Annotated in this window: 22 protein-coding genes; 7 read left to right on the top strand and 15 right to left on the bottom strand. The window is 60.1% G+C overall.

Annotation, left to right across the window (positions count from 1 at the left end; translation table 11 throughout):
- Nucleotides 1-2: 2 nt before the first annotated feature.
- Nucleotides 3-287 carry a hypothetical protein gene (locus KB449_RS04645; RefSeq protein WP_282907249.1) on the bottom strand — a complete coding sequence of 95 codons (285 nt, stop codon included), beginning with the start codon at nt 285-287 and terminating at the stop codon, nt 3-5.
- Nucleotides 288-382: 95 nt separating this feature from the next.
- Between KB449_RS04645 and KB449_RS04640 the strand changes: the two genes are divergently transcribed.
- A complete protein-coding gene (locus tag KB449_RS04640) occupies nt 383-1366 on the top strand; it encodes a metal-dependent hydrolase (protein ID WP_282907248.1) in 984 nt (327 codons plus the stop codon).
- Between the two features lie 161 nt (nt 1367-1527).
- Here KB449_RS04640 and KB449_RS04635 read toward each other — a convergent pair whose 3' ends face one another.
- On the bottom strand, nt 1528-1752 hold the full coding sequence (locus KB449_RS04635) for an alpha/beta-type small acid-soluble spore protein (protein WP_282907247.1): 225 nt from the start codon (nt 1750-1752) through the stop codon (nt 1528-1530).
- A gap of 104 nt (nt 1753-1856) precedes the next feature.
- Between KB449_RS04635 and KB449_RS04630 the strand changes: the two genes are divergently transcribed.
- Entirely contained in the window at nt 1857-2042 is a 186-nt protein-coding gene (locus KB449_RS04630) for a hypothetical protein (RefSeq protein ID WP_282907246.1), read from the top strand.
- Nucleotides 2043-2095: 53 nt separating this feature from the next.
- On the opposite strand, the gene trpS is transcribed toward KB449_RS04630, so the two are convergent.
- Nucleotides 2096-3103: a tryptophan--tRNA ligase gene (gene trpS, locus KB449_RS04625; RefSeq protein WP_282907245.1), complete on the bottom strand. Its 1008-nt coding sequence runs from the start codon at nt 3101-3103 to the stop codon at nt 2096-2098.
- Between the two features lie 587 nt (nt 3104-3690).
- Here trpS and KB449_RS04620 point away from each other — a divergent pair.
- Complete coding sequence (locus tag KB449_RS04620; RefSeq protein ID WP_282907244.1) at nt 3691-4857, top strand: permease; 1167 nt, start codon at nt 3691-3693, stop codon at nt 4855-4857.
- A 61-nt stretch (nt 4858-4918) separates the two neighbouring features.
- Here the strand turns inward: KB449_RS04620 and KB449_RS04615 are convergent, their stop codons facing one another.
- The gene (locus KB449_RS04615; RefSeq protein WP_282907243.1) at nt 4919-5335 is read right to left on the bottom strand and encodes an O-methyltransferase; all 417 of its coding nucleotides are present in this window, start codon (nt 5333-5335) and stop codon (nt 4919-4921) included.
- Between the two features lie 498 nt (nt 5336-5833).
- Nucleotides 5834-7624, bottom strand: coding sequence for a M3 family oligoendopeptidase (locus KB449_RS04610; protein ID WP_282912738.1), 1791 nt, complete (start codon nt 7622-7624; stop codon nt 5834-5836).
- 133 nt (nt 7625-7757) lie between these two features.
- Between KB449_RS04610 and KB449_RS04605 the strand changes: the two genes are divergently transcribed.
- Nucleotides 7758-7994 carry a hypothetical protein gene (locus tag KB449_RS04605; protein ID WP_282907242.1) on the top strand — a complete coding sequence of 79 codons (237 nt, stop codon included), beginning with the start codon at nt 7758-7760 and terminating at the stop codon, nt 7992-7994.
- Nucleotides 7995-8000: 6 nt separating this feature from the next.
- Here KB449_RS04605 and KB449_RS04600 read toward each other — a convergent pair whose 3' ends face one another.
- From KB449_RS04600 to KB449_RS04590, 3 genes are all read right to left on the bottom strand, one after another.
- Nucleotides 8001-8702 carry a DUF2225 domain-containing protein gene (locus tag KB449_RS04600; protein WP_286672186.1) on the bottom strand — a complete coding sequence of 234 codons (702 nt, stop codon included), beginning with the start codon at nt 8700-8702 and terminating at the stop codon, nt 8001-8003.
- 50 nt (nt 8703-8752) lie between these two features.
- The gene (locus KB449_RS04595; protein ID WP_282907241.1) at nt 8753-9130 is read right to left on the bottom strand and encodes a globin domain-containing protein; all 378 of its coding nucleotides are present in this window, start codon (nt 9128-9130) and stop codon (nt 8753-8755) included.
- Between the two features lie 454 nt (nt 9131-9584).
- Nucleotides 9585-11084 (bottom strand): aminoacyl-histidine dipeptidase, encoded by a 1500-nt coding sequence (locus KB449_RS04590; RefSeq protein ID WP_282907240.1) that lies wholly within the window; start codon nt 11082-11084, stop codon nt 9585-9587.
- A gap of 209 nt (nt 11085-11293) precedes the next feature.
- On the opposite strand from KB449_RS04590, the gene KB449_RS04585 reads away from it, so the two are divergent.
- Nucleotides 11294-12472, top strand: a complete 1179-nt coding sequence (locus KB449_RS04585; protein WP_282907239.1) for a nucleoside recognition domain-containing protein — start codon at nt 11294-11296, stop codon at nt 12470-12472.
- Nucleotides 12473-12562: 90 nt separating this feature from the next.
- Nucleotides 12563-13438, top strand: a complete 876-nt coding sequence (locus tag KB449_RS04580; RefSeq protein ID WP_282907238.1) for an NAD kinase — start codon at nt 12563-12565, stop codon at nt 13436-13438.
- A gap of 526 nt (nt 13439-13964) precedes the next feature.
- On the opposite strand, the gene ltrA is transcribed toward KB449_RS04580, so the two are convergent.
- From ltrA to lipA, 3 genes are all read right to left on the bottom strand, one after another.
- Nucleotides 13965-15248 (bottom strand): group II intron reverse transcriptase/maturase, encoded by a 1284-nt coding sequence (gene ltrA, locus KB449_RS04575; RefSeq protein WP_282907093.1) that lies wholly within the window; start codon nt 15246-15248, stop codon nt 13965-13967.
- Nucleotides 15249-16003: 755 nt separating this feature from the next.
- On the bottom strand, nt 16004-17185 hold the full coding sequence (locus KB449_RS04570) for a YutD family protein (RefSeq protein WP_282907237.1): 1182 nt from the start codon (nt 17183-17185) through the stop codon (nt 16004-16006).
- Between the two features lie 84 nt (nt 17186-17269).
- Complete coding sequence (gene lipA, locus KB449_RS04565) at nt 17270-18202, bottom strand: lipoyl synthase (protein ID WP_282907236.1); 933 nt, start codon at nt 18200-18202, stop codon at nt 17270-17272.
- 108 nt (nt 18203-18310) lie between these two features.
- Between lipA and KB449_RS04560 the strand changes: the two genes are divergently transcribed.
- A complete protein-coding gene (locus KB449_RS04560) occupies nt 18311-19354 on the top strand; it encodes a M23 family metallopeptidase (RefSeq protein ID WP_434082486.1) in 1044 nt (347 codons plus the stop codon).
- A gap of 352 nt (nt 19355-19706) precedes the next feature.
- On the opposite strand, the gene rbsK is transcribed toward KB449_RS04560, so the two are convergent.
- From rbsK to KB449_RS04540, 4 genes are all read right to left on the bottom strand, one after another.
- Nucleotides 19707-20621 (bottom strand): ribokinase, encoded by a 915-nt coding sequence (gene rbsK / locus KB449_RS04555; protein ID WP_282907234.1) that lies wholly within the window; start codon nt 20619-20621, stop codon nt 19707-19709.
- Nucleotides 20622-20819: 198 nt separating this feature from the next.
- Entirely contained in the window at nt 20820-21095 is a 276-nt protein-coding gene (locus KB449_RS04550; protein WP_277564527.1) for a Fe-S cluster assembly protein HesB, read from the bottom strand.
- A 74-nt stretch (nt 21096-21169) separates the two neighbouring features.
- A complete protein-coding gene (gene yunB / locus KB449_RS04545) occupies nt 21170-22096 on the bottom strand; it encodes a sporulation protein YunB (protein WP_282907233.1) in 927 nt (308 codons plus the stop codon).
- Between the two features lie 94 nt (nt 22097-22190).
- Nucleotides 22191-23600, bottom strand: coding sequence for an ADP-ribosylglycohydrolase family protein (locus KB449_RS04540; protein WP_282907232.1), 1410 nt, complete (start codon nt 23598-23600; stop codon nt 22191-22193).
- Nucleotides 23601-23681: the final 81 nt, after the last annotated feature.

The following is a 23681-nucleotide window of genomic DNA, read 5'->3' as shown; positions in this document are numbered from 1 at the left end:
CGTTAAGGCAGCAACGGGACGAAGGTCCATACGCGCAGACCGCCGCGTCCGCCTTTGACCCAGTTCTCCATTTCCGTCCAGGAACGCCCTTCGAGGCGTTCTTTTTTCATTTCGGACGCTTCCCTCTCGTCCGCAGGCCTGCGCAGCTCCACAAATACGCCGGGCTGCTCCCGGTTTTCGGCGAGCTCCGCTCCTATCCATCTTGACGGCGCCTCGCGCACCCAGGTCAGGAAACGGTCCCGATGCGCGTCAGGAATGCTGTATTCGCAAAACAGGATTATGGACATTCGGCATCTCTCCCCTCATATTTCAATCGTGCGGCGCCCATAATAAACCGATGCCGCGCCAAGCGGCCAATTCGCCGGCAAAGGAGATCATTCTCATGGATTCCGGGACGCATCTTGTATTCGGGCTCGGACTGGGCGGACTCGCCTTGATCGATCCCGTCGTCGCCTCAGAGCCGTACGGCCCCGTCGCCGTGCTGATCGGCACCATCGTTGGCTCCCAGGCCCCAGATTTCGACACCGTGCTGCGCTTCAAGAGCAATGCCGATTATATCAAAAACCACAGGGGCATGTCCCACTCTTTTCCCGCCATCGCCGGTTGGACCGTGCTGATCACGCTGGTACTCTCCCTTATTTTCCGCAGCGTATCGTGGTGGCATATCGGCCTGTGGGTACTGCTCGCCGTCATGGTCCATGTGCTGAGCGACCTGTTCAACTCTTATGGCACGCAAGCGTTTCGGCCCGTGACGCGCAAATGGATCGCCTGGAATATCATCCATATTTTCGACCCGTTCATCTTCGGCGCGCATCTGGTCGCCATTCTGCTCTGGCTGACCGGCTTGGCGCGTCCCACCGTCGTCTTTCCCGTGCTGTACGCCTTGCTGGCCGTTTATTATGGCTGGCGCAGCGTCGTTCATCGCCGTTTGTCGGCACGCATCCCCGAGTTAGATCCGGAACGGCGCGAAGGCGATCAGTATACGCTGCTGCCCACGCTGAATTTGCACCGGTGGAATCTGGTGCGCCAGTCCACGGACTGCACGTTCGCCATCGGCGAGTGGGACAAAGGCGCCGTGCAATGGATCGATCATACGAAGTGCGACATCCACCCGGCTGTCGAAGCCTCTAAAAAGAACAAAGACGTGCAAGCGCTGCTGAATGTCACGCCCTTCCCATGCGCGCAGGTCCGGGAGCAGCCATGGGGCTACGAGGTACGCTGGATCGATATCCGGTATCGCCACCGCAAGCAATATCCTTTCGTCGCGACGGTTATGATGGATGCTTCCTATAAGGTTTTTCAATCCTATGTCGGTTGGCTAAGCGACGATCGCCTGGAGAAGAGGCTGCGCATGAACGCTTATTGACCAAAAAATATAGCACGCTCGAACGCAAAGGAGACGGCTGGACGCCGTCTTTTTTTATGTTTAAGCTCAATTTTTTGCGTGCAACGGTTGACCTCGGCGCCGGATAAGCGCACAATAAAAGCCCGAGGGGTTGCCTCGGGCTTTCGGTGAGCTAACGGATGTTAGCGGCTGCCACCGGAAAGTTGTTGCTCAGCGATTTGAACCAGCTTCTTGGTGATGTAACCGCCAAGGGAGCCTGCGTCGCGGGACGTTACGTTGCCATAGTAGCCGTCGGAAGGGATTTGCACGCCCAGGGATTGAGCGGCCTCCATCTTCATGTTTTCCAGGGCTTGGCGGGCTTGCGGGACCAGAACTTGATTACGGGAACCGGAGCTATTGCTTGCCATGATTGATATTTCTCCTTTCGTCCTGCTTAGAGTGGTGTTGGTTGCAAGCTTGCGTTGTTATTATGCTATGCTTGAAGAAAACTATACTCGGAGGTGAACACATTTTGAACAAACCTTTGGGACTTTTGTTTGCGGTCGTCTCGATGCTGCTATTGCTGGGTACGGCGATATCGATCGACTATAGCGGATGGCTCGCGTCAGGCCTTGCCGTGCTGGCGTTTGCCTTCATCGGCTGGGGCTTCACGCTCAAGGCGAAGATCGCGAAGCGCCAGGAGATTCAGCAGCGTTAATCGTACGAAAAAAGCCTGCAAGCCTCTTCGGAGTGCTTTGCAGGCTTTTTGATTTATTTTAGCGGAGGCAGGAAGCCCATCGCCGCTTTGACCTCCGACAGCGTATTCGCGGCGACGGCGCTCGCCTGCTCGGCGCCCTGCCGGAGGATGCGGTGAATCTCGCCGGAGGATCGGATCTCGGCGTAACGGCGCTGCAGCGGCTCGAGCACGCCGACGACCTGCTCAGCCAGATCTTTTTTGAAATCCCCGTAGCCTCTGCCTTCGTACCTGGCTTGAATGTCTTCGATCGACTCTCCCGAGCAGTTCGCGTAGACGCTGAGCAGATTGCTGATCTCCGGCTTGTTCTGCGGATCGTAGACGACCTCTCGGCCAAGGTCGGTTTTCGCGCGGGACAGCTTTTTCCGGATCACGTCCGGGGGATCGAGCAGCGCGATGTAGCTGCCCGCATTCGGGTTGCTCTTGCTCATCTTCTTGGAGGCGTCGTCAAGCGACATGATGCGCGCCCCCACCTTCGGGATAAACGGCTCCGGCACGACAAGCGTCTCGCCGAAACGGTGATTGAAGCGGCCGGCGAGATCGCGCGTGAGCTCCAAATGCTGCTTCTGATCGTCGCCGACCGGCACCAGATCCGCTTTGTAGAGCAGAATGTCCGCGCTCATCAGCGGCGGATAGACGAACAATCCCGCGCCGACCGCTTCTTTGCCAGCCGATTTGTCCTTGAATTGCGTCATCCGCTCCAGCTCGCCCATGTAAGAGAGCGTCGTCATCATCCAGCCCAGCTCGGCATGCTCGTGCACGTGGGACTGCACAAAAATCGCAGCCTTGGCAGGATCGATGCCCGCGGCAAGGTATAGCGCGGCTACCGACTCGGTATTTTCGCGCAGCGCCGCCGGTTCTTGCGGTACAGTGATCGCGTGCAAATCGACGATCATAAAGTAGCTGTCGCATTCGTGCTGCAGCGAGACATAATTTTTCATTGCGCCGATGTAATTGCCGAGCGTCAGCTGGCCGCTCGGCTGAATGCCCGAAAGGACGCGCTTTTTACCGTTTGCTTCGCTCATTGTCCATTGCTCCTTCGATTCGCAGGATTCGGAGCCTGCCTTGCAAGCTCGCGTCGAACGCAAAAAGACCTCTTTCGTCAAAGGGACGAAGAGGTCGTGGTGCCACCCTTAATTCGCTCGCGCCGATCGCAGCGCCGATGGAAAACGGCGTGCCGTACGTGAGCCTTTGGTTCCGGTAACGGGGAACGGACGGACTGGATGGGAAGCCCTGCACATCAAGCCCGCAAGCTGGCCCGAGTAAAGCAATGGTTCGTTTCCCAGTCGGCTCCGAGATCCATTCGGCTTGGAGGAACGCCGGTTCGCAGCAGCCACCGGCTCTCTGAAGTTCCTTGCCACGCTTACTTGTTCTCATCATCGCCTCGTATGTTATCGTCCATTATACGCGAGGTGCGATAGATGTCAACCGGGCAGCCGTGAGGGTTTATTTTATAGCTCGGCGGGGCCGCGTTTGCGAAGGGCTTGTCAATTTGCGGTTCTGGAACGGGACAAGACGCGCATATTTGTAATCGTTGGCGCTGGCGCAGCTCTCCGGCTTTGCAAGAGACGATATCGCGCTCACGTCCGAACGGAAAGGAGCGTGCACGGCCATGACCTTAACCGCACTGCGAGGCGCGACCTGGGCGGCTGCCGCAGGATGCTTATATGTCGTTTGGAAATTAAATCCGAATTGGTCGTCGGTCTTTTTTCGTTCCTTCTTTTCCGTTCTGCTCGACGCGTTTCCCTTTCTCCTGCTGGGCGCGCTTGTCTCCGCTGCGCTCGAAACCTTCGTCAGCGACAAGCTCGTCCGCGCTGCGGCGCCCAAAAGCCGATTGGGCGGCGTGCTGTTCGGCAGCCTGCTCGGCCTCGCGCTCCCGCTCTGCGAATGCGGAATGATTCCCGTCGCCCGCCGCCTGATCCGCAAAGGACTGCCCGCTTATGTCGGCATCGTCTACATCATCGCAGGTCCCGTCGTCAATCCGATCGTCTTCGCGTCCACCGTCGCCGCCTTCGAAGGCGACCCGTCGATGGCTTTCGCGCGCGTGCTGCTCGCCCTGGCCGTCGCGCTAGCCGCCGGAACGGCCCTGCTGCTCTTCCTGCGGCGCAACCCGCTCAGAGAAGACGACAGCGCTGAGAGGCGCTCGCACGACCATGGGCACGGGCACGAGCATGGACACGGGCATGAGCATGAGCATGGGCATAAGCATGGGCATAAGCATGAGCATGTGCACGGGCACGATCATGGGCATGGGCACGGGCATGGGCATGGGCACGGGCATGGGCATGGGCATGGGCATGGGCATGGGCACGGGCACGGGCACGGACACGAGGGGCTCGAGGGAGCCGGTTTACGGACACGCGTGACAGGCGCCGTTACGTCGATATTCTCCCATGCGATGTTCGACCTTCGCGATATGGGCAAGTATTTGTTGATCGGCGCCGCATTGACCGCACTCGTTCAAACCGTGCTGCGTGCGCAGACGTTGGAGGCAGCGGCGGGTCATAGCTGGATGTCCCATATTTTCCTGATGGGCTTCGCATTCCTGCTCTCTCTTTGCTCCACGTCCGACGCCTTCGTCGCAGCTCCGCTGGACGGTTTATTTCATCCCGGCGCCATTCTGGCCTTCCTCGTTTTCGGACCGATGATCGATCTCAAGGGATTAACCGTCATGCTGTCCGTCTTCCGAAAAGGGTTCGTAATCCGCTTCGCGCTGCTCGTCTTCGCGCTCGTACTGGTCGGCTCGGTTGCGGTGGAACGGCTGCAGTGGTTGAATTAAAAGCATTCAAAGAGGAGGCAAGCGCCGCGGCGCTTGCCTCCTCTATCGTGAACGCCGCCGCTTAATGCTCGCCGGACCGGTCTCGCTTGCCCAATTTTTTATGATTTACATGAAATAATACATTTGCCATATTATAGTTCGATTCGAACATAACGCTTAAGTATAGCTTGCCTTGTTTAATCACAAAATCATATGTAACTTCGCCATGCGTCCAGCTCTTCTTGCCCTTGATCGACGCCACTGCCGCATTGCGAAGCTCGCCGATCGAGTCATCCGTCAGCCCATCCGGCTTGGCATCTCCCGTTGTCCGGCGTTCCGCCAGATCCACCGGCAGATGACGAATGCCGAACTTTCCTACCGTATCGTTGCGCACTTGCAGAACGATCGTACCGGCCGTCATGCCCTTCAGTTCGCCTTCCATCTGCCGAAAAGCCATATCCACTTGCCTCGCGAGCGGGACTTCAAACTCATAAACCATAATTCTCCTCCTCTGATTTGGGATATACCACCTATTGTCGCCATGTATTGCCTACGACTTAAGAATCATTATAGGGCATACACCTTAAATATTTCAACAAAAAATTTAGAATATTCGACTAAAAGATGCATTTTTTTCTTTTTATGAAGCTATATCACATTATATATATAGTTTAGAAGTCGATTAAAGGCCTATCCAATCGGCCGACGCGTTCGTTTAACAAGGCGCCGCGCCAGCCTGCCTGCCGCCCTGCCATCGCCTTCTATTCAGCAGGCAATAAGCCCTTTTTCCGCCTGCCGCACGGCCATCTCAGATCCCGAACAACGCAGATCCCGAACAACGCAAAGAACCGCACACCTCATGTGTGCGGTTCTTCCGCTACCATCTCATTTTTTCCAGCATCATTCGCAGAAGCTCCAGCGAAATCATGCCTACCGTTAATGCCTATGTCTCCATTATATCAGCCGAACGCCTATATCCGCTACCATTCTCGACCGTTCAACGCGCGCACAGCGCTTCAAACGCATCGACATCGGCCGTCGCGCGGCGCACGGCAGCCTGCCAGAACGCCGGCTTGTCGAGCTCGACGCCCAGATGGCGCCGGCCGAGCTCCTCGACCGTCATCAGGCCGGTATCGCGCAGCAGCCGGTCGTAACGTTCGTGGAAGCCCGCGCCCTCGGCTTCGGCGACGGCTGCGATACCTGTGCTGAACAAGTACCCGAACGTGTACGGGAAATTGTAAAACGGCACGTCGGTCGCATAAAAGTGCAGCTTGGCCGCCCAGAAATGCGGATGCCAGGACGACAGCGCGTCCCCGAACGCTTCCTTCTGCGCCGCCACCATCAGCTCGTTCAGCGCCTCGACGTCGAGCATCCCGCTCTTGCGCGCTTCGTAAAATCTCGTCTCGAACAGGAACCTCGCCCTGATGTTGTTGCAGAACGCCGAAGCCCGCTGCAACCGCTCGTCCAGCAGCGACAGCCGCGCCGCGTCGCTGCCTGCCGCCCGCAGCAATGCGTCGCTAACGAGGCCTTCGGCGAACGTGGATGCCGTCTCGGCGACGTTCATCGCATAGTTGCGTCCGAACTGCGGCAATCCGTCGACGCATACGTCGTGATAAGCATGCCCAAGCTCGTGCGCCAGCGTCGAGACGTTGTCGGGCGTTCCGGAGTAGGTCATGAAAATGCGCGTCTCCCCGGTCAGCGGGAAGTCCGTGCAGAAGCCGCCCGGCCGCTTGCCCGCACGATCCTCGGCCTCGATCCAGCGCCCGCTGAAGGCGCGCTCTGCCAGCTTGGCTTGCGCGGGCGAGAAGCTGCCGAATGCATTCTTGATCAATGCCGCCGCATCGTCGTAACCGATCGCGCCGCCTTCCGCGCCCACCGGCGCCGATACGTCGTGCCAGTCGAGCCGTTCCTTGCCGAGCAGACGGGCTTTGGCCGCCATATAGCGCTTAAGCGGCTCCATACCGCCCGAGACGCCTTCCCACATCGCATCGAGCGTATCCCGGCTCATCCGGTTAATAAGCAGCGGCTCCTTAAGTGGGTCTTGCCAGCGTCGCGCCTGGTACAGCTTGAGGCGGAAACCCGCTAGGCGGTTCAGCGCGTCCGCCGCCAGATCCGCCTGCCCGGCCCAGGCCGATTCCCACTTGGCACCCATCTCGTCGCGCACCTGCTGGCTCGGGTGCGACAGCTTGTTAAAGGCCTGCCCCGCCGACAACGTCTTGACCGTTCCTTCTTCTTCCCACGGAATCGCGATTCGGCTGACGATCGTCTGATAGTTCTCGCCCCAGCCGTGATAACCGTCGACGGCCAACTCGCCGGCGAGCGCCTCCAGCGCAGGCGTCAGCTTTTCCTTGACGAAGTCCCTGCGTTCGCGGATGACGAATGCGATCTCGGAGACGGATCCCCCGGCGATCCAAGCCTCAAGCCGTCCCTCCGGCACCAGCGCCAGCGCCGCATCGTACAGATCGAGCGACTGGCCAAGCTTTGCTGACAATGTCTGGAGCTTCTCCGTCCAGGCGGTCGCCTTCCGGTCCTCCATATTTTGCGCCGACAGACAACCGACATAGGAGAATGCCTCTCGCAGTCTGGCCATTAGGTCCTGAAGCCTGGATGTCCAATCGTTCAACGCATCGTCTCCCGCGCCCCCGTCCTCGCCGGCGGCTTGAAGCTCCGCTAGCAGCGCGCCCGTATCTTTTTCAAGCGCCTCCGCAAACGCGGCAAAATCCGGGGATTCGGAACCCCCGGAGAAAATTTTGTCCAGATCCCAGATGAGGGAGTAGCTGTCCGTCATATTCAATCCCGTCCTCTCCTGCGTTGCCGGCGACCGGCGAACCGATCGCCTATGGCACCCGGACATTGTCAGCCCGTCCCATCTATTGTATCGTTAATGGACACGGTTTTGCCAGAGAGGAGCGGGGAAGATCATGATTCCATTTCGCAACAGCCTGCCTTACGACATCCAGATGAACGAGGTTTACGCCTCCGAATGCCCGTTCTGCGGCCAATCCCACGTTAGACTGCCGCTCAAGCCCGCGGAGCTTGAACAACTCCGCGGCGGCCTCATGAAGCGCATGGTCGTAATGCCCTGCTGCCGGTCGAGGCTGCAGCTCGTGGACGCCGACAGCGACTACTTGCTCGCGAACAAGCCGCTTCGTACGTAACCGCGCTCAACTGCCGATTCGCTGCATTTCTTCGGGCAGCTCGGCACCCCTGCCCGACATCTCGTCGCGGACAGCTTGCCAGCCTTCGCGCGAGGCGCGTATCATCGCCGAATCCAGGATGCTCTTGTCGTGGATAACCCGGCTGAACCATCTGACCGCCTCGTGGAAATGGCCGAGCCTCCGGTTTAGTTCGCCGATTAGGTACAGCAGACGGGCGTTATTCATCAGCTCGCGCTCGGACTGGTACGTCTTGATATAAGCTTCAAGCGCGTACTGCAGGAACCTGCGCTCTTGCTCGCCATTGCCCTCATAGCGGTACAGCCACGCGATATGATGCAGAATGCCCGCCACGACGCGATCCTTTTCCTTGATCGTCTGTCCTGTCAGAAGCGCGAGCTTGTAGCAGGCCAACGCGTCCGCCGCGCTGCGCTCCCCGCCGTAGTCGTGCATCTTCCAATGCTTGCCGATGCGCTCTAGATAGGCGCTCCGCTGCCAGTCCACAAGGCGCTGGCTTGAATTCTCCGTCGAAGCATACCCGCAATACGGGCACACGCGCACGACATAATAATCGGGATTCACCGATTTGAAATAAGAACAAAAGTCCGTATCCGATCGAATCGCTCGCTTCAGGCTCGGCCTTACCCGGGAGGTCACGAATTCGGCTTCGCAGCATACGCATGCAACCTTGGTCTGGTACAGGGGTTCCATCCCAATCCCTCCATGTGGGACGCGTCCCGGCGAACGCGCGAGACGGTCAGTTACTCTTCGGTGTTAACAAAATGATGCGCCGGACCTGACAGCCGTTCCAGCACGAAGGCCTTGAGCTCCTCGGACAACTCGGTCTCGTCGAGCGATCTCCGCATGCAATCCAGCCATGCTTCGGCTCTCGCTGGCGTGATCGGAAAAGGCAAATGCCTGCCCCGCATCATCGGATGCCCATAGGCGTCTGAATATAAAGTAGGTCCCCCGAAGAACTGCGTAAGAAACATGTACTGCTTGTCCATGACAGGCGTGATGTCTTCCGGAAACAGCGGTGCGAGCAGCGGATGCTGCAGCACCTTCGGGTAAAATCCTTCGACCATTTTGCGGACGGTATCCGCTCCGCCGATCGCTTCGTACACGCTTCCGTAGTTCATAGGTTGCAATCTCCTCCCGATTCGCTTGCCGGTATCGGGACTTACTTCCTGATGTCCCTTGATTATACCATAAACATTTAAGACTTCTATCCTAATTTTACTGTTTTTGCACAAAACAAAAATCGCCCTCGTCGGGCGATCTAATAAGATAAGAAAACCGGTGAACCCGGAAGTTAAATCTCTTCCTCGGGACCGCTGAGCGACTCCCGAATGACATACACGAACGCGCACATGAGGAGCCCTGCAACGATTCCTGCCATGTTCATCACTCCCTGAAGCAATCTCGAAAGCTTGGTTCTATTGTACCACACGAATGTAACAGCGACATTACTTTTTTGCAATCGCTTACAAAAATGCTGGCGGGCGGAACATGCTCTTTATTTGCAGTCTGCCTCAGTAGGCTTGCGACAAGAAAAAAGAGACCGTCCTTGTTCGGACAGGTCTCTTCGCCTTCTCAGACGGTCGACTCCTTGAGCGCCCGCAGCACCTTCAGCAAATAATGCCAGGTCCGCTCGACGGAGGAGATGCGGAACCGCTCTTCGGGAGTGTGGATGTCGAATAGATCCGGTCCGTACGATACGGCATCCAGATCGGGTATCCGGTCCGCGAGAATGCCGCATTCGATGCCGGCATGCACGGCCTTGACCTCCATCGGTTTGCCGTATTCGCGCTCATAGACATCCAGAAATACCTCGCGCAGCCGGGACGCCATCCGATAAGGCCAGCCGGGATAATAATCGCCCGCCTCGAAAACACAGCCTATCACGCGGGCGAGCGCCTCCATCCTGCTCATGGCCGCGTCGAGCTCCGATCTGAGCGAGCTCCGCAACAGACTTTCGAACCGCACGCCTTCGGCCGTCATTTTCACGATTCCGACGTTGGTCGACGTGCGCGGCAATCCCGGGATCGCCTTGTCCATCCGGAGGACGCCGTTCGGGATAAGCAGCAGCGAATCGACGAGCATGCTTTTGGACGCTTCGGAAAAAACCTGCGCCTTGCCTTCGGCCGCAACGGTGCCGTAAGCGACCGCTTCGAGGGAGACGCTCACGCCCGGGTCGGAGACCGCATACTCCGCCTTGAAATGCGCCTCCCACTCCCGCACGGTCACTTCGGCCTCTGCCCACTGTTCCGCCGGCACATACAAGGCTGCTTCGGCTTCCCGCGGAATCGCATTGGACGCCAAGCCGCCCCGCACATCCGCAATGCCGTAGGGCAGCCGCTTGCGCAAGCCGTCCAGCACCCGTCCGAGCAGCTCGCAAGCGTTGGCGCGTTCGTGCACGATATCGTCGCCCGAATGGCCGCCCACGAGTCCCGATACGCGCAGCCGCGCCGGGCGTCCCGCGTCGCTCGCCACCGTCCGGGCGACCGGCACCGTATGATAGGCCCGCGCGCCACCGGCGCTGCTGACGTAAAGGATGCCTTCCCTGTCGGAATCCAGGTTGATCAGCATACGACCGCGCAGCAGACCGGTATCCAGCTTCCGCGCGCCTTTCATCGACGTCTCTTCCTCCGTCGTGAGCACGATCTCGAGCGCGGGATGCTCGGCTTCGCGAGAGTCGAGCAGCGCCATCGCGTAGGCCACGCCCAGACCATTGTCCCCGCCAAGCGTGGTGCCTTCGGCCGTCATGAAGTCGCCGTCCAGCCTCAGCCGGATCGGATCCTTGAGAAAGTCGTGCGCGACGCCCTCGTTTTTTTCGCCGACCATATCCAGATGGCCTTGTACGATGACCGGCGGCGCTTGCTCGTAGCCCTGAGAGGCAGGCTTGCGAATGACCAGATTCCATGAGGCGTCCTGCACGGCTTCGTAGCCCCGCGCCCTTGCAAAGGCTGCCACATAGTCGCTCGCAGCCTGTTCGTGGCCGGAGCTCCGCGGTATGGCGGACAACGCCTCGAAGTATGGGATAACGGGACACTCGCCCCCGTAAAGTCTGGATTGCACGTTCTCGCCGCTCAATCGCCTCAGCCTCCTTACTCTCGAATCGTTTTCGAAAAAAGCCCGTGCGGCAAGCCGCGTCGATAGGCTTACGCTTGCAATATATAGCAGCGGCTCCCATTAAGCAACCTCGGTCCGGAGAAACGCAATTGCGCGTCATGAAATTTTCCCGTCGAGCCTCGCATATACTCGGACAAGAGGTTAGCTTGGTCCAGGAAGGAAGTGCGCTCGTGACCGACTTCATCTTGTCGAGAAAAGGCGGCGGCTTGTTCGTCCGTAGAGGGCTGCGACTGGCGGCGGCGACCGCGGCGGGCGCCTGCGTCCTGCTCGTCGGGCTGCTCGCGCTGCTCATGCCCGGCGTCGCGCTCGAAGCTTCGCTCAAGGGCTTGTCCGTTTGGTGGGAAGTGCTGTTTCCCGCTTTGTTCCCCTTCTTCGTCCTGTCCGAAGTACTGCTCGGCTTCGGCATCGTCCATCTGGCCGCCACGCTGCTCGATCCGCTCATGCGTCCGCTGTTCCGCATCCCGGGAGCCGGCGGCTTCGTGCTGGCGCTGAGCTTCGGTGCCGGCTACCCGATCGGCGCGCGTCTGACCTCTCAGCTCATGGAGCAAAACCTGCTCAGCCGCGGCGAAGGCGAGCGACTGGTGGCGATGACGACGACCAGCGACCCGATTTTCCTCATCGGCGCGGTCTGTCTGGGATTTTTCGGACGACTCGACATTGTGCCGGTGCTGGCCGCGGCGCACTACGGCGGAGCGATGCTGCTCGGACTGCTGCTGCGGTGGCGCAAGGACGTGCCCGAGCCTGAGCCGGCGCTGGAGGAACGGTCGCGGAAGGTTCCGAAAACGCCTCCTTCCGCCGACGGCTACCCGCCGCAGCCTTCAAAGCTCGGACTAGGCAGAATCAAGCAGGCGATCCTGGCGATGCACCGGGCGCGAATGGCGGACGGACGGCCGTTCGGCATCGTGCTCAACCAGGCCGTAAAGTCCTCGCTTGCCCTCATGATCGTCGTCGGCGGACTGGTCGTCTGCTTTTCGGCTACGCTCCAGCTGCTCCTGCACAGCGGATTGCTGCTGCCGTTGAAGCACGCCATCGTCCTGGTGTTGCGAATGTTCGGGCTCGAGCCCGGCCTCGCCGGCGCCTTCGTGCAGGGCGCGTTCGAGGTGACGCTGGGCAATGCAGCGGCGGCAGCCGGCGCTGCGCCGGACGGCATCCCCGCCGCCTTGATCGACCGCGTTGCCGCCGCCGCGTTTGTCCTCTCCTGGGCCGGCCTGTCCGTACACGCGCAGGTCGCCGGACTGATGGGACGCACAGGCTGGCGGTACGGCCCGTTCGCGCGTTCGCGCCTGCTGCACGCGGGAATGAGCGTCGCGCTCGTCTACTTGCTCTGGCCCTGGCTTTACGGAGGCTGAGCGCCGCGCCGGCATTGTCTTAAGCGCGGATATTGTTTATCATCTATGTCAGACAACGATTGAGCGCTTAAGCTGGGAAGGAGCATTCCATTGAAATATGCGCTGCTCGACCGGGGCGATTCGCTGTCCCGCGAACTTGCGGAGACGTTCCACAAGCTTGCGCGCGAACGCGGGCTGACGTCCAACCCCGGCAGTCCGGATCTGATCGTCTCGATCGGAGGCGACGGTACGCTGCTGCAAGCCTTTCATTCCTTTGCGGACCACATCGAGGACGTGGCCTTCGTCGGCGTGCACACGGGCCACCTGGGATTTTACGCGGATTGGAAAAAGAACGAGCTCGAGGAGCTGGTCACGCTGATCGCGTCCACCGAGCCGCAGAAGGTCAGCTATCCGCTGCTGAACATTCAGGTCGTCACGGATACGGAGACCAAGTCCTATCTCGCCCTCAACGAATTCACGCTCAAACGGCCGGGCGGCACGCTCGTCGCCCAGCTTAATATTAACGACGAGCCTTTCGAGATGTTCCGCGGCGACGGCATCGTCGTATCCACGCCTTCGGGAAGTACGGGTTATAACAAGAGCGTGCACGGCGCCATCCTCCATCCGTCGCTCGAGGCGCTGCAGATCGCGGAGCTGGCGTCCATTAACAACCGGATATACCGTACGCTCGGGTCGTCCGTCATTCTTCCGAAGCATCATCATTGCGACATCGTGACCGATCCGTCCGATGACCTTTCGCTGCTCGTCGATCACCTGACCTTGCGTTTCCAAGGCGTTCGTTCGATTATTTGCAGAGTCGCGGAGGAGAAGATCCATTTCGCCCGCTATCGGCCGCATCCGTTCTGGAACCGGGTACGCAACGCGTTTATCGGATCGCCCAAGGAGATTTTGAGCCAAAATTTCCCTCGCAAAAAGTTCAGCAGCCTGGACGAAAACGAAAACAAGAACGAGCAAGAAAACAAATAAGCCCGGCATAGGTTGAACGACCTGCCGCATAGCCCCCTCGCTTCTCTGTCGCTCCACGGTGCGGCGGCGGAAGCAGCGGGCTTTTTCGTGATAAAAAAAGAAAAATATTCAAGCTGGATTGTTGCGGAACGCCTATCGACGCTTACCAGGCAGCCGGTCCCATGGGCCAGCTAATAGTCGTACGTCCGCGCGTTCGCTGCAATGCCTGCAAATATACATCTATTTTCGCCACTGTCGCCCGTTATGGACAGGAAAGATGCAAAAACGCAGTTATTTTCCACCATCAGCCGGATTTCCGGCTTGTGCTGTTCATTTATCTGCATAATTGCAGGTATTTCATTTAGAGCCTTTGGTCGGTAAAAAATACATGTAAAATCGCAGGTTTTTCGAATCGCCAAACATCCGAATAGCTCCGCAGTCCTTAAGCGTCCATCTAATAAACCACAAATCGAGTAGGCCCATGCGCAATTGCATGGGCCTCTCACAGATCCGGACATGCGGGTCGACGCATCCGGCTCCTCCGTGCTTATCCCCGTTGGGGACGCAGTTCTTGGCTTCGCTCAAGCAAACTGCATAGTCCGATTTCGGCAAACCATTCGTTTGGCATTGCGTATTGGGCATAGGTGGAATGCGAGCTCCGCCAGGCCGTCATTCGGAGTCCGGGCATATCTTTATTGTCCCATCCCCGTCTCCTCATTTCCCGGTGGAGTTTGCGAATTTTCTTCCAACTCCTTAGTTGCACGGCCCGTATTCGTCTTCGAATCCAGGCATCCAGTCCTCGGAATCGGCTCAACACATCTCCCGTCCCAAAGTAGTTCCCCCATCCCCGCAAGTATGGGTTTAGTCGCTTCTTCACGATCTGCTCGACCTTCACCGTCTGGTTTCTTCGCGTGATCTCCTTCACCCGTTCTTTGAATCGCTTCATCGCTTTTTCCGACGGCACCATCCGTTTTCCCGGCTTGAACGCATGACCCAGGAATACGAATGTTTCCTTGTAGCTGTTTACGATTTTCGTTTTCTCCGGGTGTATGATAAGTCCCATCTCGCGTTCCAGCAGTCCCACGACCGAATTCAGTACACGCTCAGCGCCTTTTGCCGTTTTGCAACAGATGACGAAGTCGTCTGCATATCGCGTCATTCGGTGTCCGCGCGCCGTCATCGCTTCGTCCAGCGGATGCAGATAGATGTTCGCTAAAAGCGGACTAATCACCCCGCCCTGCGGCGTCCCCGTCTCGTTCAGGTGGAAGCTGCCGCCTTCCATGATCCCGGCCTTCAGGAAGCTCTCCAGCAACCGCAGTACACTGCCGTCCACGATGGTCTCTCTCACCTTTTCAATGAGCTTCTCATGCGGGATGGTGTCAAAGTATGACTTCAGGTCGGCGTCGATCACGTACCGGTAGCCTGCTTCCAGATCCTTGCGGATGTTGGCCAGCGCCATATGCGCGCTTCTTCCCGGCCGGAATCCATAGCTGCAGTCCTTGAACTGCGCTTCGAATAGGGGTTCTATGATACGCCTTGCCGCCGCTTGCACGACTCGGTCTTCCACGGTAGGAATGCCCAGCGGTCTTTGCGTCCCGTCAGCTTTCGGGATATACACGCGTTTTACCGGCTTAGACCGGTAAGTCTTGTTTCGCAGCGCCAGCTGAAGCCCCTCTAGATTAGGCTCCAGCTTCGATTCGTATGCCTTTACGGTCACGCGATCGATCCCTGCCGCTCCGCGGTTTCGCTTGACCTCCCGGAACGCTTCCTCCAGGTTTGGCTTCGCCCAAATCTTGTCGATGAGGCTGTACCATTTGCGTTTGCTTGGCACTTCAGCTCCTACGTGTGCGTGTTTGTCTTGCCTTGGTCCCTCCATGCTCGTTCTCCTTCCCTTCCCGTTCCTCGGCTCGTAGCCTTGCGGCAATCTCCGTGTCCCGGTCGGTACTCGCCCCAGACGGCTTCTCCTTTTGTTCATTCCCCGGATCTACGCACATCTTAGCTCCCCGGCTCCTGCCTGGCGCATGGTTTCCCTCATTCACGCTTCTTTCACGGTTCCGGGCTTCACACGTGTCCCCGCCTTTTGAGTCGGGGCACGCATCGGCGACCTGACGCCGATTCACCTACCTTTGCGGCCTTTCCGGCAGGCTTTCTCGCTACTATCCCTTCTTCTGACTGCCCACCGTCCGTACCTTCCTTCTTGATCCTCACGATCTTGAACTCTGATACCGCTACAAAAAAAACTTTCTGCGCGGAGACGATGGGCTCTCCTTGGGTCACGTCAACCGGCTTTCCCCCGAATCCAGTCCTCTTAACTTACGGAGCCTATGGATGGTATAGGACTACCCTTCTTTTGCAGGGTTATCCGGCTCCGTCAGCCAACTTGGTGTATGCCGCCTGTTCCGGGTTTTGCCTTGGCATCCTCCGCACCGTCCCTTGCGGGCCCCGGCACTACGCCTCTGCTATGTACTTCCGCCACCTCGCGGCGTACGCGGGACTTTCACCCGTTAGTCGGTTGCGCTGCCAAGCGCACAAAAGACCGGCAACGCGGCCTCCATTCCGCCGCACTGCCGGTCTTGCATGTCAAGCTTATTCGCCCGCAGGCGCTCCCCGATCGGGTCTGCCCCCGCCATCGCCACGCGGTGCGCCGCCCGATCTGGAGGCGCCGCCGCCCGGCCGTTCGCCGCGCTGGCCGTGGTCCGCCCGGGGACCGTGATCGGCCGCCCGATCGGCCCGTTCGCCCCGCTGTCCTTGCTCGGGCCGTTGGCCCCCGTCATGCCGAGGCTTGCCGGGAGGCTGGCCCTGCTGCCCGCCTGACGAATACCGCGATTGCGAGCCGCCGCCCGGAAACGGGACTCCCGGCTGCCCGCCGCCTTGCGGTCCTCGGCGCCGATTCTTATTCTGCCACTTGCCGGGCGCGCCGCCGCTGCGATGACCGCCGTCCGGCGCACCGCCGGATTTGTGTCCGCCGCCGCGATAACCGCCGCCGCCCTCGGCGCCGGAAGTCGTCGCGCGCTCGCCCCCGTCTCTCGGATGCTGGCGATGCTCCTGCTTGTTGTAGCCGCCGCCCTGGGTCCGCCGCTCATATCCGCCGCCGCTCGAAGCGCCGCGGTAACCGCCGCCTCCCGGCTTGCGGTCCCGGCCGTCGCCGCCGCGATCCTGGCGGACGCCGTCGAAGGGGCTGCCGCGCCCGTACATCTCGTCGCGTGCGCTCGCTGCCGCAGTCTGCGCTGCGGCGGCCCGGCGCTCCGCGCCCTCGGACACGGCGCGAGCGACCGCGGACGGGCTCGTGCCAGGCACCCGGCCGCCCGGCCGTTCCTTGAGCGGCCAGCGCATAAGCATGCCGCCGGTCGGCAGCGAGATTGCGGCTGCCGGAACCTGAGCGGCCGGCTCGCCTTCTTGGCCGCCGTCGACGTCGCCGGCGGCTTGCTCCTCGGCAGGCGCACCGGTCGGCAGCTCCTCCAGGCGGACGCCTGCGCCTTCAGGCACGGCGGCAGGATCGAGCTTCTCGATCACGAAGTAAGCGCAGCCGAAGTTGCAGTACTCGTGTATATATTCATACAGGTGCGAAATGACCGATTCTTTGGGCGTCTTCGGCTGCGGCTCGCGGAAAAAGCCGCGCAGCCGCAGCTGGCTGTAGCCCCAATCGCCCACGACATAATCGTATCGCTCCAGCACTTCGCTGAATCTTTCCCGGAACGCTTCGGGATTCCACCCGTTCTTATGGTCGTGAACAACCGAATAGGCGTTGTTCCCGGTCAGATAGATCACGCAAGGCTCTCCTTCCGTCTCCCGTGCACCGGCCGCAGGGGCCGCGCTCGAATAAGGTATTCATGGCCGCCGGCGCGATAGCCGTCAGCCGCCCGATGCCGCCGTGGCCGGTACAGTCTCGGGCGTCGCTTGAACGGCGGACGCGGTCGCCGCCGCGGACTTCACCTGCGAGTGCGCATGATAGGAGCTGCGCACGAGCGGCGCGGACTCCACGTGCGAGAATCCGCGCGCCAGGCCTTCGGCCTTGAGCTGCTTGAATTCGTCCGGATGGACGTAGCGCGCGATCGCCATATGCGCCGGACTCGGCTGGAGATACTGACCGAGCGTCAGAATGTCCACGTCGTTCGCGCGAAGATCGTCCATCGCGGCCAGCACTTCCTCGTAGGTCTCGCCGACGCCGAGCATGATGCTCGACTTGGTCGGAATATTCGGCGCGAGTTCCTTGGCTCTGCGCAGCAGCTCGAGCGAGCGCGGATACTTGGCCTTCGCGCGCACGCGGTTCGACATCCGCGCTACCGTCTCGATGTTATGGTTCAGAATGTCCGGCTTCGCGTCCATGACGATACGCAGAGACTCGAGGTCCCCCTGGAAGTCAGGGATCAACACCTCGACGCTGCAAAGCGGCAGCTTGCGCCGAATCGCCTTGATCGTAGCCGCAAATATGGATGCCCCGCCGTCCTTGAGGTCGTCCCGCGCCACCGAGGTGACGACGCAGTGCTGCAGATTCATCTGCTCTGCGGCCTCGGCCACACGCTCCGGCTCCTGCAAGTCGAGCTCCGTCGGAAGTCCCGTCTTCACCGCGCAGAAGCGGCACGCTCTCGTGCAAATATCGCCAAGTATCATAAAGGTTGCCGTGCGGTTCGCCCAGCATTCGTATATATTGGGACAACGTGCTTCTTCGCAGACCGTGTGGAGCGTCTTGGTCCTCATCATCTGCTTGATTTCCTGGTAATTGTCGCCTGTCGTCAGCTTGATGCGCAGCCAGTCGGGCTTGGGCGTCTTCTCGCCGTTCTTCATGCCATTCCCCCGCTTTCTGTCCTTTATTATAGCATGATTCACATAAAAACCAACGTTCTGCAAAGGCTACGGATACTTGGGAAAGGGGAGTCGATGCGAGGTGGCATCATGTTAGAACGGTTAAGACGGCAGGCAAGCTGCCTCCGGTGTCCGCTACGGGTGGCGGCGGCATTTGCCTTGGGCTTTGCGTTGGCATCTCAAGTTCACGGCCAGGAGCCGGGCGCCGAGGACAAAGCGCGGCGTGAGCTGTACGACCATGTCGCGGCGATCACGGGAATGACCTGGCAAAAGGTGGCCGCCGTCGATCAATACGAGCGCTCGATGTCGCGTCTACGGCCCAAGGAGCGCCCGCTCGGCGAGCATGCGGTCAGTGGGGCTTACGTCGCGCCCGAGCGATGGGCCGGCGCGCTCAATCCAGACCCGGAGGACCGCTCGCCGCTCTCGATCGCTTTGTTCGGCGGCATCGGCCGCGATGGGTCCGGCGACGGCAAAGCCGACAGGAACAACGACGTAGACAGGCTCTATACGGTCGTGCGGCAGACCATGCTCCAGGGGCCGGGCGCCGACAATATGGCGATCGGGCTGTGGGAGTACTACCAGAGCTCGAGAGCTGTACAAAGAGTGCAGCAATTCGACAAGCTCTACTCGTCGTTCGGTACGCTGAACTTGTCCAAGCACGTATTTCCGCTGCCGCTGAACAGCGTCTATTCCTACCGTAGCACCTGGGGCAACAGGCGCGGATGGGGAGGCGTGAGAATCCACGAAGGGACGGACATTTTCGCCGGCCAGGGAGTACCTGTACGCAGTACCTGCTACGGCGTAGTGGAGGTTAAAGGCTGGAACAAATTCGGCGGTTGGCGCATCGGCATCAGGGATATCGACAACCTGTATCATTACTACGCGCACCTGTCGGGATTCGATAAAAGCATCAGGACCGGGGATGTCGTCGAGCCCGGCCGCGTGATCGGATGGGTCGGCAGCTCGGGTTACGGAAGACCGGGCACGCAGGGTAAATTCCCGCCGCATCTGCATTATGGCGTTTACCGGGACCGCGGATTGGTGGAATGGGCATTCGACCCTTATCCGATGCTTCACAGCTGGGAGCGGTCTGAGCGCAAGGCGCTTCAAAACCGTGGCGGAGGCGGCGGATAACGCAACATCGCGGGGCCGAGGGGCAGTTACACGGTAAAACCATGCATCTCCGGCACACCGCCGTGTTTCCGGGACAGTTACACGGTAAAACCGTGCATCTCCGGCACTTCGCCGTGTTTCCGGGGCAGTTACACGGTAAAACAATGCATCTCCGGCTTATCAGCGCTCGGCCCGGCACAGTTACACGGAAAACCTGTGCAACGCTCGCGCTCCCTGCCGCTCAGGTCCTTGTAACACATTTGCTCTCCTGCATCTCCGGCAAAAACAAAAACGGCGCTCTATGCGCCGTTTGTTTGTTTAATCCGCAAGAGTTAGGCCTCCTACGCGGCCTCCTCTGCGCGACACTGCTTCATTACGCCCGTTCCCGCAAAAACCGCTCGATCTCTTCCTTCGCCGGAATCGAGCTCTGCGCGCCATGACGCGTAACCGAGATCGCCGCCGCGGCCGCCGCGTAGCGAAGCGCCTCCTTCAGCGCCAGGCCAGCCGCCGTCGCCGCCGCGTAGGCGCCGATAAAGGTGTCGCCCGCGGCGGTCGTGTCCGCAGGCTCGACCTTGAAGGCCGGCACGCGCAGCGCAGCGCCGTCCCGATCAAGCGCGAGCGCGCCTTTGCCGCCCAGCGTCACGATGACTCGCCCGACGCCTCCGGCCTGCAGCTCGCGCGCCGCTCGCTCGGCGTCTTCCAGGCCGTTCACCGGCAAGCCGCTCACGACTTCCGCCTCGGTCTCGTTGACGACCATCGTATCGATGAGCGGCAGCGCCTCCGCGGGAATCTTCGCCGCAGGCGCCGGATTGTAGCAAGCCTTGATCCCCAGCTGCGCGCACAGCTTCAGCGCATGCAGGTTGACCTCGGGCGGAATCTCGTTCTGCAGCAGCGCGATCTCTACGCCAGCCAACGCGCTGCCCGAGACGTCCGTCTCCGTCAGCTTGCCGTTGCTGCCCGCGGACAACACGATCGTATTTTCTCCGCTCTCGGAGACGGTGATGAACGCGAGCCCCGAAGAGCCTGCCTTCACCGATACGTAGGCGGTATTTACGCTGCGCGACCGCAGCGAGTCTGTCAGCACGCTGCCGAACGCGTCGTCGCCCACGGCGCCGATCATTACCGCACCGTCTCCCGCCAATGCGGCCGCAACGGCCTGATTAGCGCCTTTGCCGCCCGGCTGGTAAGCGGTTCCGCGACCGTGGATCGTCTCGCCCGGCTGCGGGAATTGTTCGACCTGATTCACGATATCCATATTAATGCTGCCAATGACTGCGATCTTGCTCAAGTCTTCAACCCCCGGCGATATCAGTGTATGCTTGTCATTTTCCCGGACGTCCGCCCGTTTGTCAATTCGTTGTCGGCGCGCGCGGCAGCCTAACAGCTCTCCCGGCAAATGAAGTTGCAGCAAAAAAGACCGTCCCGCCGTCGTATCGCACGACCCGGTGACGGCCCATACTGCTCCTGACGCAGCCTCACTCCCGCTTTAACCGACCTTGAAGGCGATGCCGCCCTCGTCGCGGTCGATCGTGAGCGTGCCGTGCTCGATGAACCAGACGTCCTTGCTTTCCATATAAAAATGAAGACCGTCCGCATCCGCTTCTGCGGCAGGATCCACCGGATCGTCCAGCATGATGCCGAAGCCGTAGGGCTCGCTGCCTCCGCTGATATAACGGACGTAGACGCGGACCTTGTCGCCCCGCCTGTATTCCCATTCCTCCAGGAAGCAGGCCGCAGCGGCCTTCGATATGCGAAGCTCCATGTCGCCGACCCTCCATTCTCGATGCTAGCTGCCTGTATTATAGCAGTCCGGCTTCGAAGGGAACAAGCCGGCGGTCAGCGGCTTGCAGACATCGCCGGCTCCGGCAGGCTCAGCACCGGCGCCTGAGCAGCGCCGCTGCCGACGGGATTGCCGCTGCCGTCGTAATAGTACAGCGGCGTGTCTCCCGCCACCATCACATAAGAGAGCGGGATGTCCGTCTCGATCCTATTCGGCTCCCGGTCGAACGGAATGACGATCGCGATCTCGGTCGCGACGTGAATGTACACCTCGACGAGAACGTTGTTGATGCCCGCGCTCGTCTGGCGGGTCCGCACCTCCGCCTGCACCGTGCTGATCGGATGCAGCCTGACCGCCACGCTCGGGCCGAGCGACGACAGGAACGGACTGTCGACGGCATGGCCGATCGGGATACGCTCGTGCAGCGCCTCCTGCTCCTTCAACGCGGCCTCGACGACCGTGATCGTCTGCGCGGTGATTCGCATTTGTTCCTTGTAATCGATCTCGATGCCGGCCGTCTTCCCGTCCGCGTTCGTTTTCCATTGCACCATCTTGCTGCCGTCCGCGCCTGCCGCGATATTCTCGGTAATGGCCGAATTGATCGCCTGGACGGCCATCTCGGTAATTCGCTGCTTGGCAAGGAACATGAGCGGCTCTCTCAGATAACGGTCCAAGTAGATAAAGGACTGAACGGCGGCGAAAAGCGCGATCGCAAGCAGCGCGAAAAAAAAGTATTTGCGCGGAAGGCGCGGCGTCCTGCCCGCCCGGCTGCCGGCCATGCGGGGCCGGTGGGAATAAGCGCGGGCCGATACGGCAGGCTTGCTCCTGGCGGGTCTGGCGACGAAGCCCCTGCTTCTGCCAAAACCCGACGACGCCCTCGCTCGGAACGGCGCGCTTCTCGCGTTCCTCCAGCCTCGCGAGGCAGGCAATCTCAGGCTCCAGCTTCTGCTGGCCGGCGGCCAGCGTCCCCATTTTCTACGCATCCGGGACTTCACATCCCTTCCCTAAGCATGCCGAATTCAGGACGAACTCTCTTCATGCTTATGTCGGGAAGCCGCAAAATAGATCGGCGTTCGCTTATCTTCCCGCCAACGCGGCCGCTTGATCGCGAATTCGCAGAAAGACCTGGTAGCTGCGTTCCGCGCAAGCGGAAATAGAAATCGGGTCAAATCCGGTCAGATCCGCGTAAAACGTATCGTTCAGCGGCTCGATCCACGATGTCGGCAAAGCCGACGCGCCGAGGCAGGCCCCCAGAATCGAACCGACGGTCGCGCCGTTGCAGTCCGTATCCCAGCCGCCGAGCACCGCGGTCGTGATTCCTTTTTCAAAGTCGCCGCCCGAATAAATGAGCGCCGCCGCCACCAAGGCCGCGTTGTTGTTCGTATGAACCGCATCGTAGTGTTTGAACGCCTCCCAGATGCGATCCACGAGCTCGAGCTGGTCCTTCGCGTCCTTCGCGATGTCTACCGCCTGTGCGATGTCGCACGCGAGCCGGGAAGTGCCAGGGATCTCGCGCAGGCCCGCTTCGACGATCCGCTCCGGATCCGTTTCCGTAAAGGCTGCCGCAATCATCGCGGCCGCGAACATTTCCCCGTAGATGCCGTTCTTTACGTGGGAAAAGGATGCGTCCCGCCAAGCCAGCTCGGCCGCCAGCTCCGGATTGCCCGCAGCGCCGTAAGCGAAGCCGTCCGCCCGGATCTGCGCGCCAATCCATTCGCGATACGGATTCAGGTGCGTGCGCACCCATTCCTGCTTGAACGTCCAGTCCGCCGGCTTATCCCGTTTCATATGGGAGGTTACCTGCGCGAAGTTTAAGTATGCCTGCGTCTCCGCCGTACACACCTGCTGGTAGGTCAAACGGCTGTGCCAGAGCTTGCCGATATCCCACGCATCCCAGTCCAGACCTTTCTCTTCCAGCATCAGAAGTCCGAGCACCGTGTACCGGACGTCGTCGTCGCTCTCCATGAAGCGGATCCGCTCGCGCGTGCTCTTCATGCACCAATCTGAAATGAAAATGTGTTCGGACTCCGCGCGCGACCGCTCAGGCGTATAACCGCGGATCGGCCAGGCATCGGCGCCCTCGAACCAGAGCTGCACGTTGCGCCAGCCCGGGTTGCCGTTCGAGCCGCCCATCATCGGCCATGACTCCAGCGGTTTGCCGAGCGCGCAGCCGCTCAGCCTGCCCGACCAGGCGCCGAGAAACTTGTCGCGCCAAGCCGCTTCGCTCAGCTCAGGGACGCTGCCGCCCCGGCTGCGGCTCGCATCGGGACGCAGCGCACGAATACCCGCCAGATCCGACGGCTCCACAAACGGAAAGTCCGGGCTCGGCTCGAGCGCGCTTAACTCTCGGTACAACGCCATAAGCTGCTCCTCGTCTTCCCCGCACTGTGCCAGCCGGCTCTCGAATCCGTCTACGACACAACCTTCCTCGTTCCGTTGAATGATTTCCCTGCGCATGAGCTCGCTCAACTTTTCCCATCCAGCCATCGTTCACGCACCCCTTCGGTATCGGTAATTTTCCTACTCTCACCTTAACTTGTAGGGGATGCGCTTTCATCTCTTTTTGAC

This window comes from Cohnella hashimotonis, from assembly GCF_030014955.1.
GTDB lineage: Bacteria > Bacillota > Bacilli > Paenibacillales > Paenibacillaceae > Cohnella > Cohnella hashimotonis.
The sequence above is the reverse complement of the archived record's forward strand: the minus strand, read 5'-3'. Positions and strand labels throughout refer to the sequence as shown.

Coding starts and splice junctions, on each gene's coding strand:
- KB449_RS04645 (WP_282907249.1), bottom strand. CDS start 287: ATGTCCATAATCCTGTTTTGCGAATACAGCATTCCTGACGCGCATCGG.
- KB449_RS04640 (WP_282907248.1), top strand. CDS start 383: ATGGATTCCGGGACGCATCTTGTATTCGGGCTCGGACTGGGCGGACTC.
- KB449_RS04635 (WP_282907247.1), bottom strand. CDS start 1,752: ATGGCAAGCAATAGCTCCGGTTCCCGTAATCAAGTTCTGGTCCCGCAA.
- trpS (WP_282907245.1), bottom strand. CDS start 3,103: ATGAGCGAAGCAAACGGTAAAAAGCGCGTCCTTTCGGGCATTCAGCCG.
- KB449_RS04620 (WP_282907244.1), top strand. CDS start 3,691: ATGACCTTAACCGCACTGCGAGGCGCGACCTGGGCGGCTGCCGCAGGA.
- KB449_RS04615 (WP_282907243.1), bottom strand. CDS start 5,335: ATGGTTTATGAGTTTGAAGTCCCGCTCGCGAGGCAAGTGGATATGGCT.
- KB449_RS04610 (WP_282912738.1), bottom strand. CDS start 7,624: ATGACGGACAGCTACTCCCTCATCTGGGATCTGGACAAAATTTTCTCC.
- KB449_RS04605 (WP_282907242.1), top strand. CDS start 7,758: ATGATTCCATTTCGCAACAGCCTGCCTTACGACATCCAGATGAACGAG.
- KB449_RS04600 (WP_286672186.1), bottom strand. CDS start 8,702: ATGGAACCCCTGTACCAGACCAAGGTTGCATGCGTATGCTGCGAAGCC.
- KB449_RS04595 (WP_282907241.1), bottom strand. CDS start 9,130: ATGAACTACGGAAGCGTGTACGAAGCGATCGGCGGAGCGGATACCGTC.
- lipA (WP_282907236.1), bottom strand. CDS start 18,202: ATGAAGAACGGCGAGAAGACGCCCAAGCCCGACTGGCTGCGCATCAAG.
- KB449_RS04560 (WP_434082486.1), top strand. CDS start 18,311: ATGTTAGAACGGTTAAGACGGCAGGCAAGCTGCCTCCGGTGTCCGCTA.
- KB449_RS04550 (WP_277564527.1), bottom strand. CDS start 21,095: ATGGAGCTTCGCATATCGAAGGCCGCTGCGGCCTGCTTCCTGGAGGAA.
- yunB (WP_282907233.1), bottom strand. CDS start 22,096: ATGCGTAGAAAATGGGGACGCTGGCCGCCGGCCAGCAGAAGCTGGAGC.
- KB449_RS04540 (WP_282907232.1), bottom strand. CDS start 23,600: ATGGCTGGATGGGAAAAGTTGAGCGAGCTCATGCGCAGGGAAATCATT.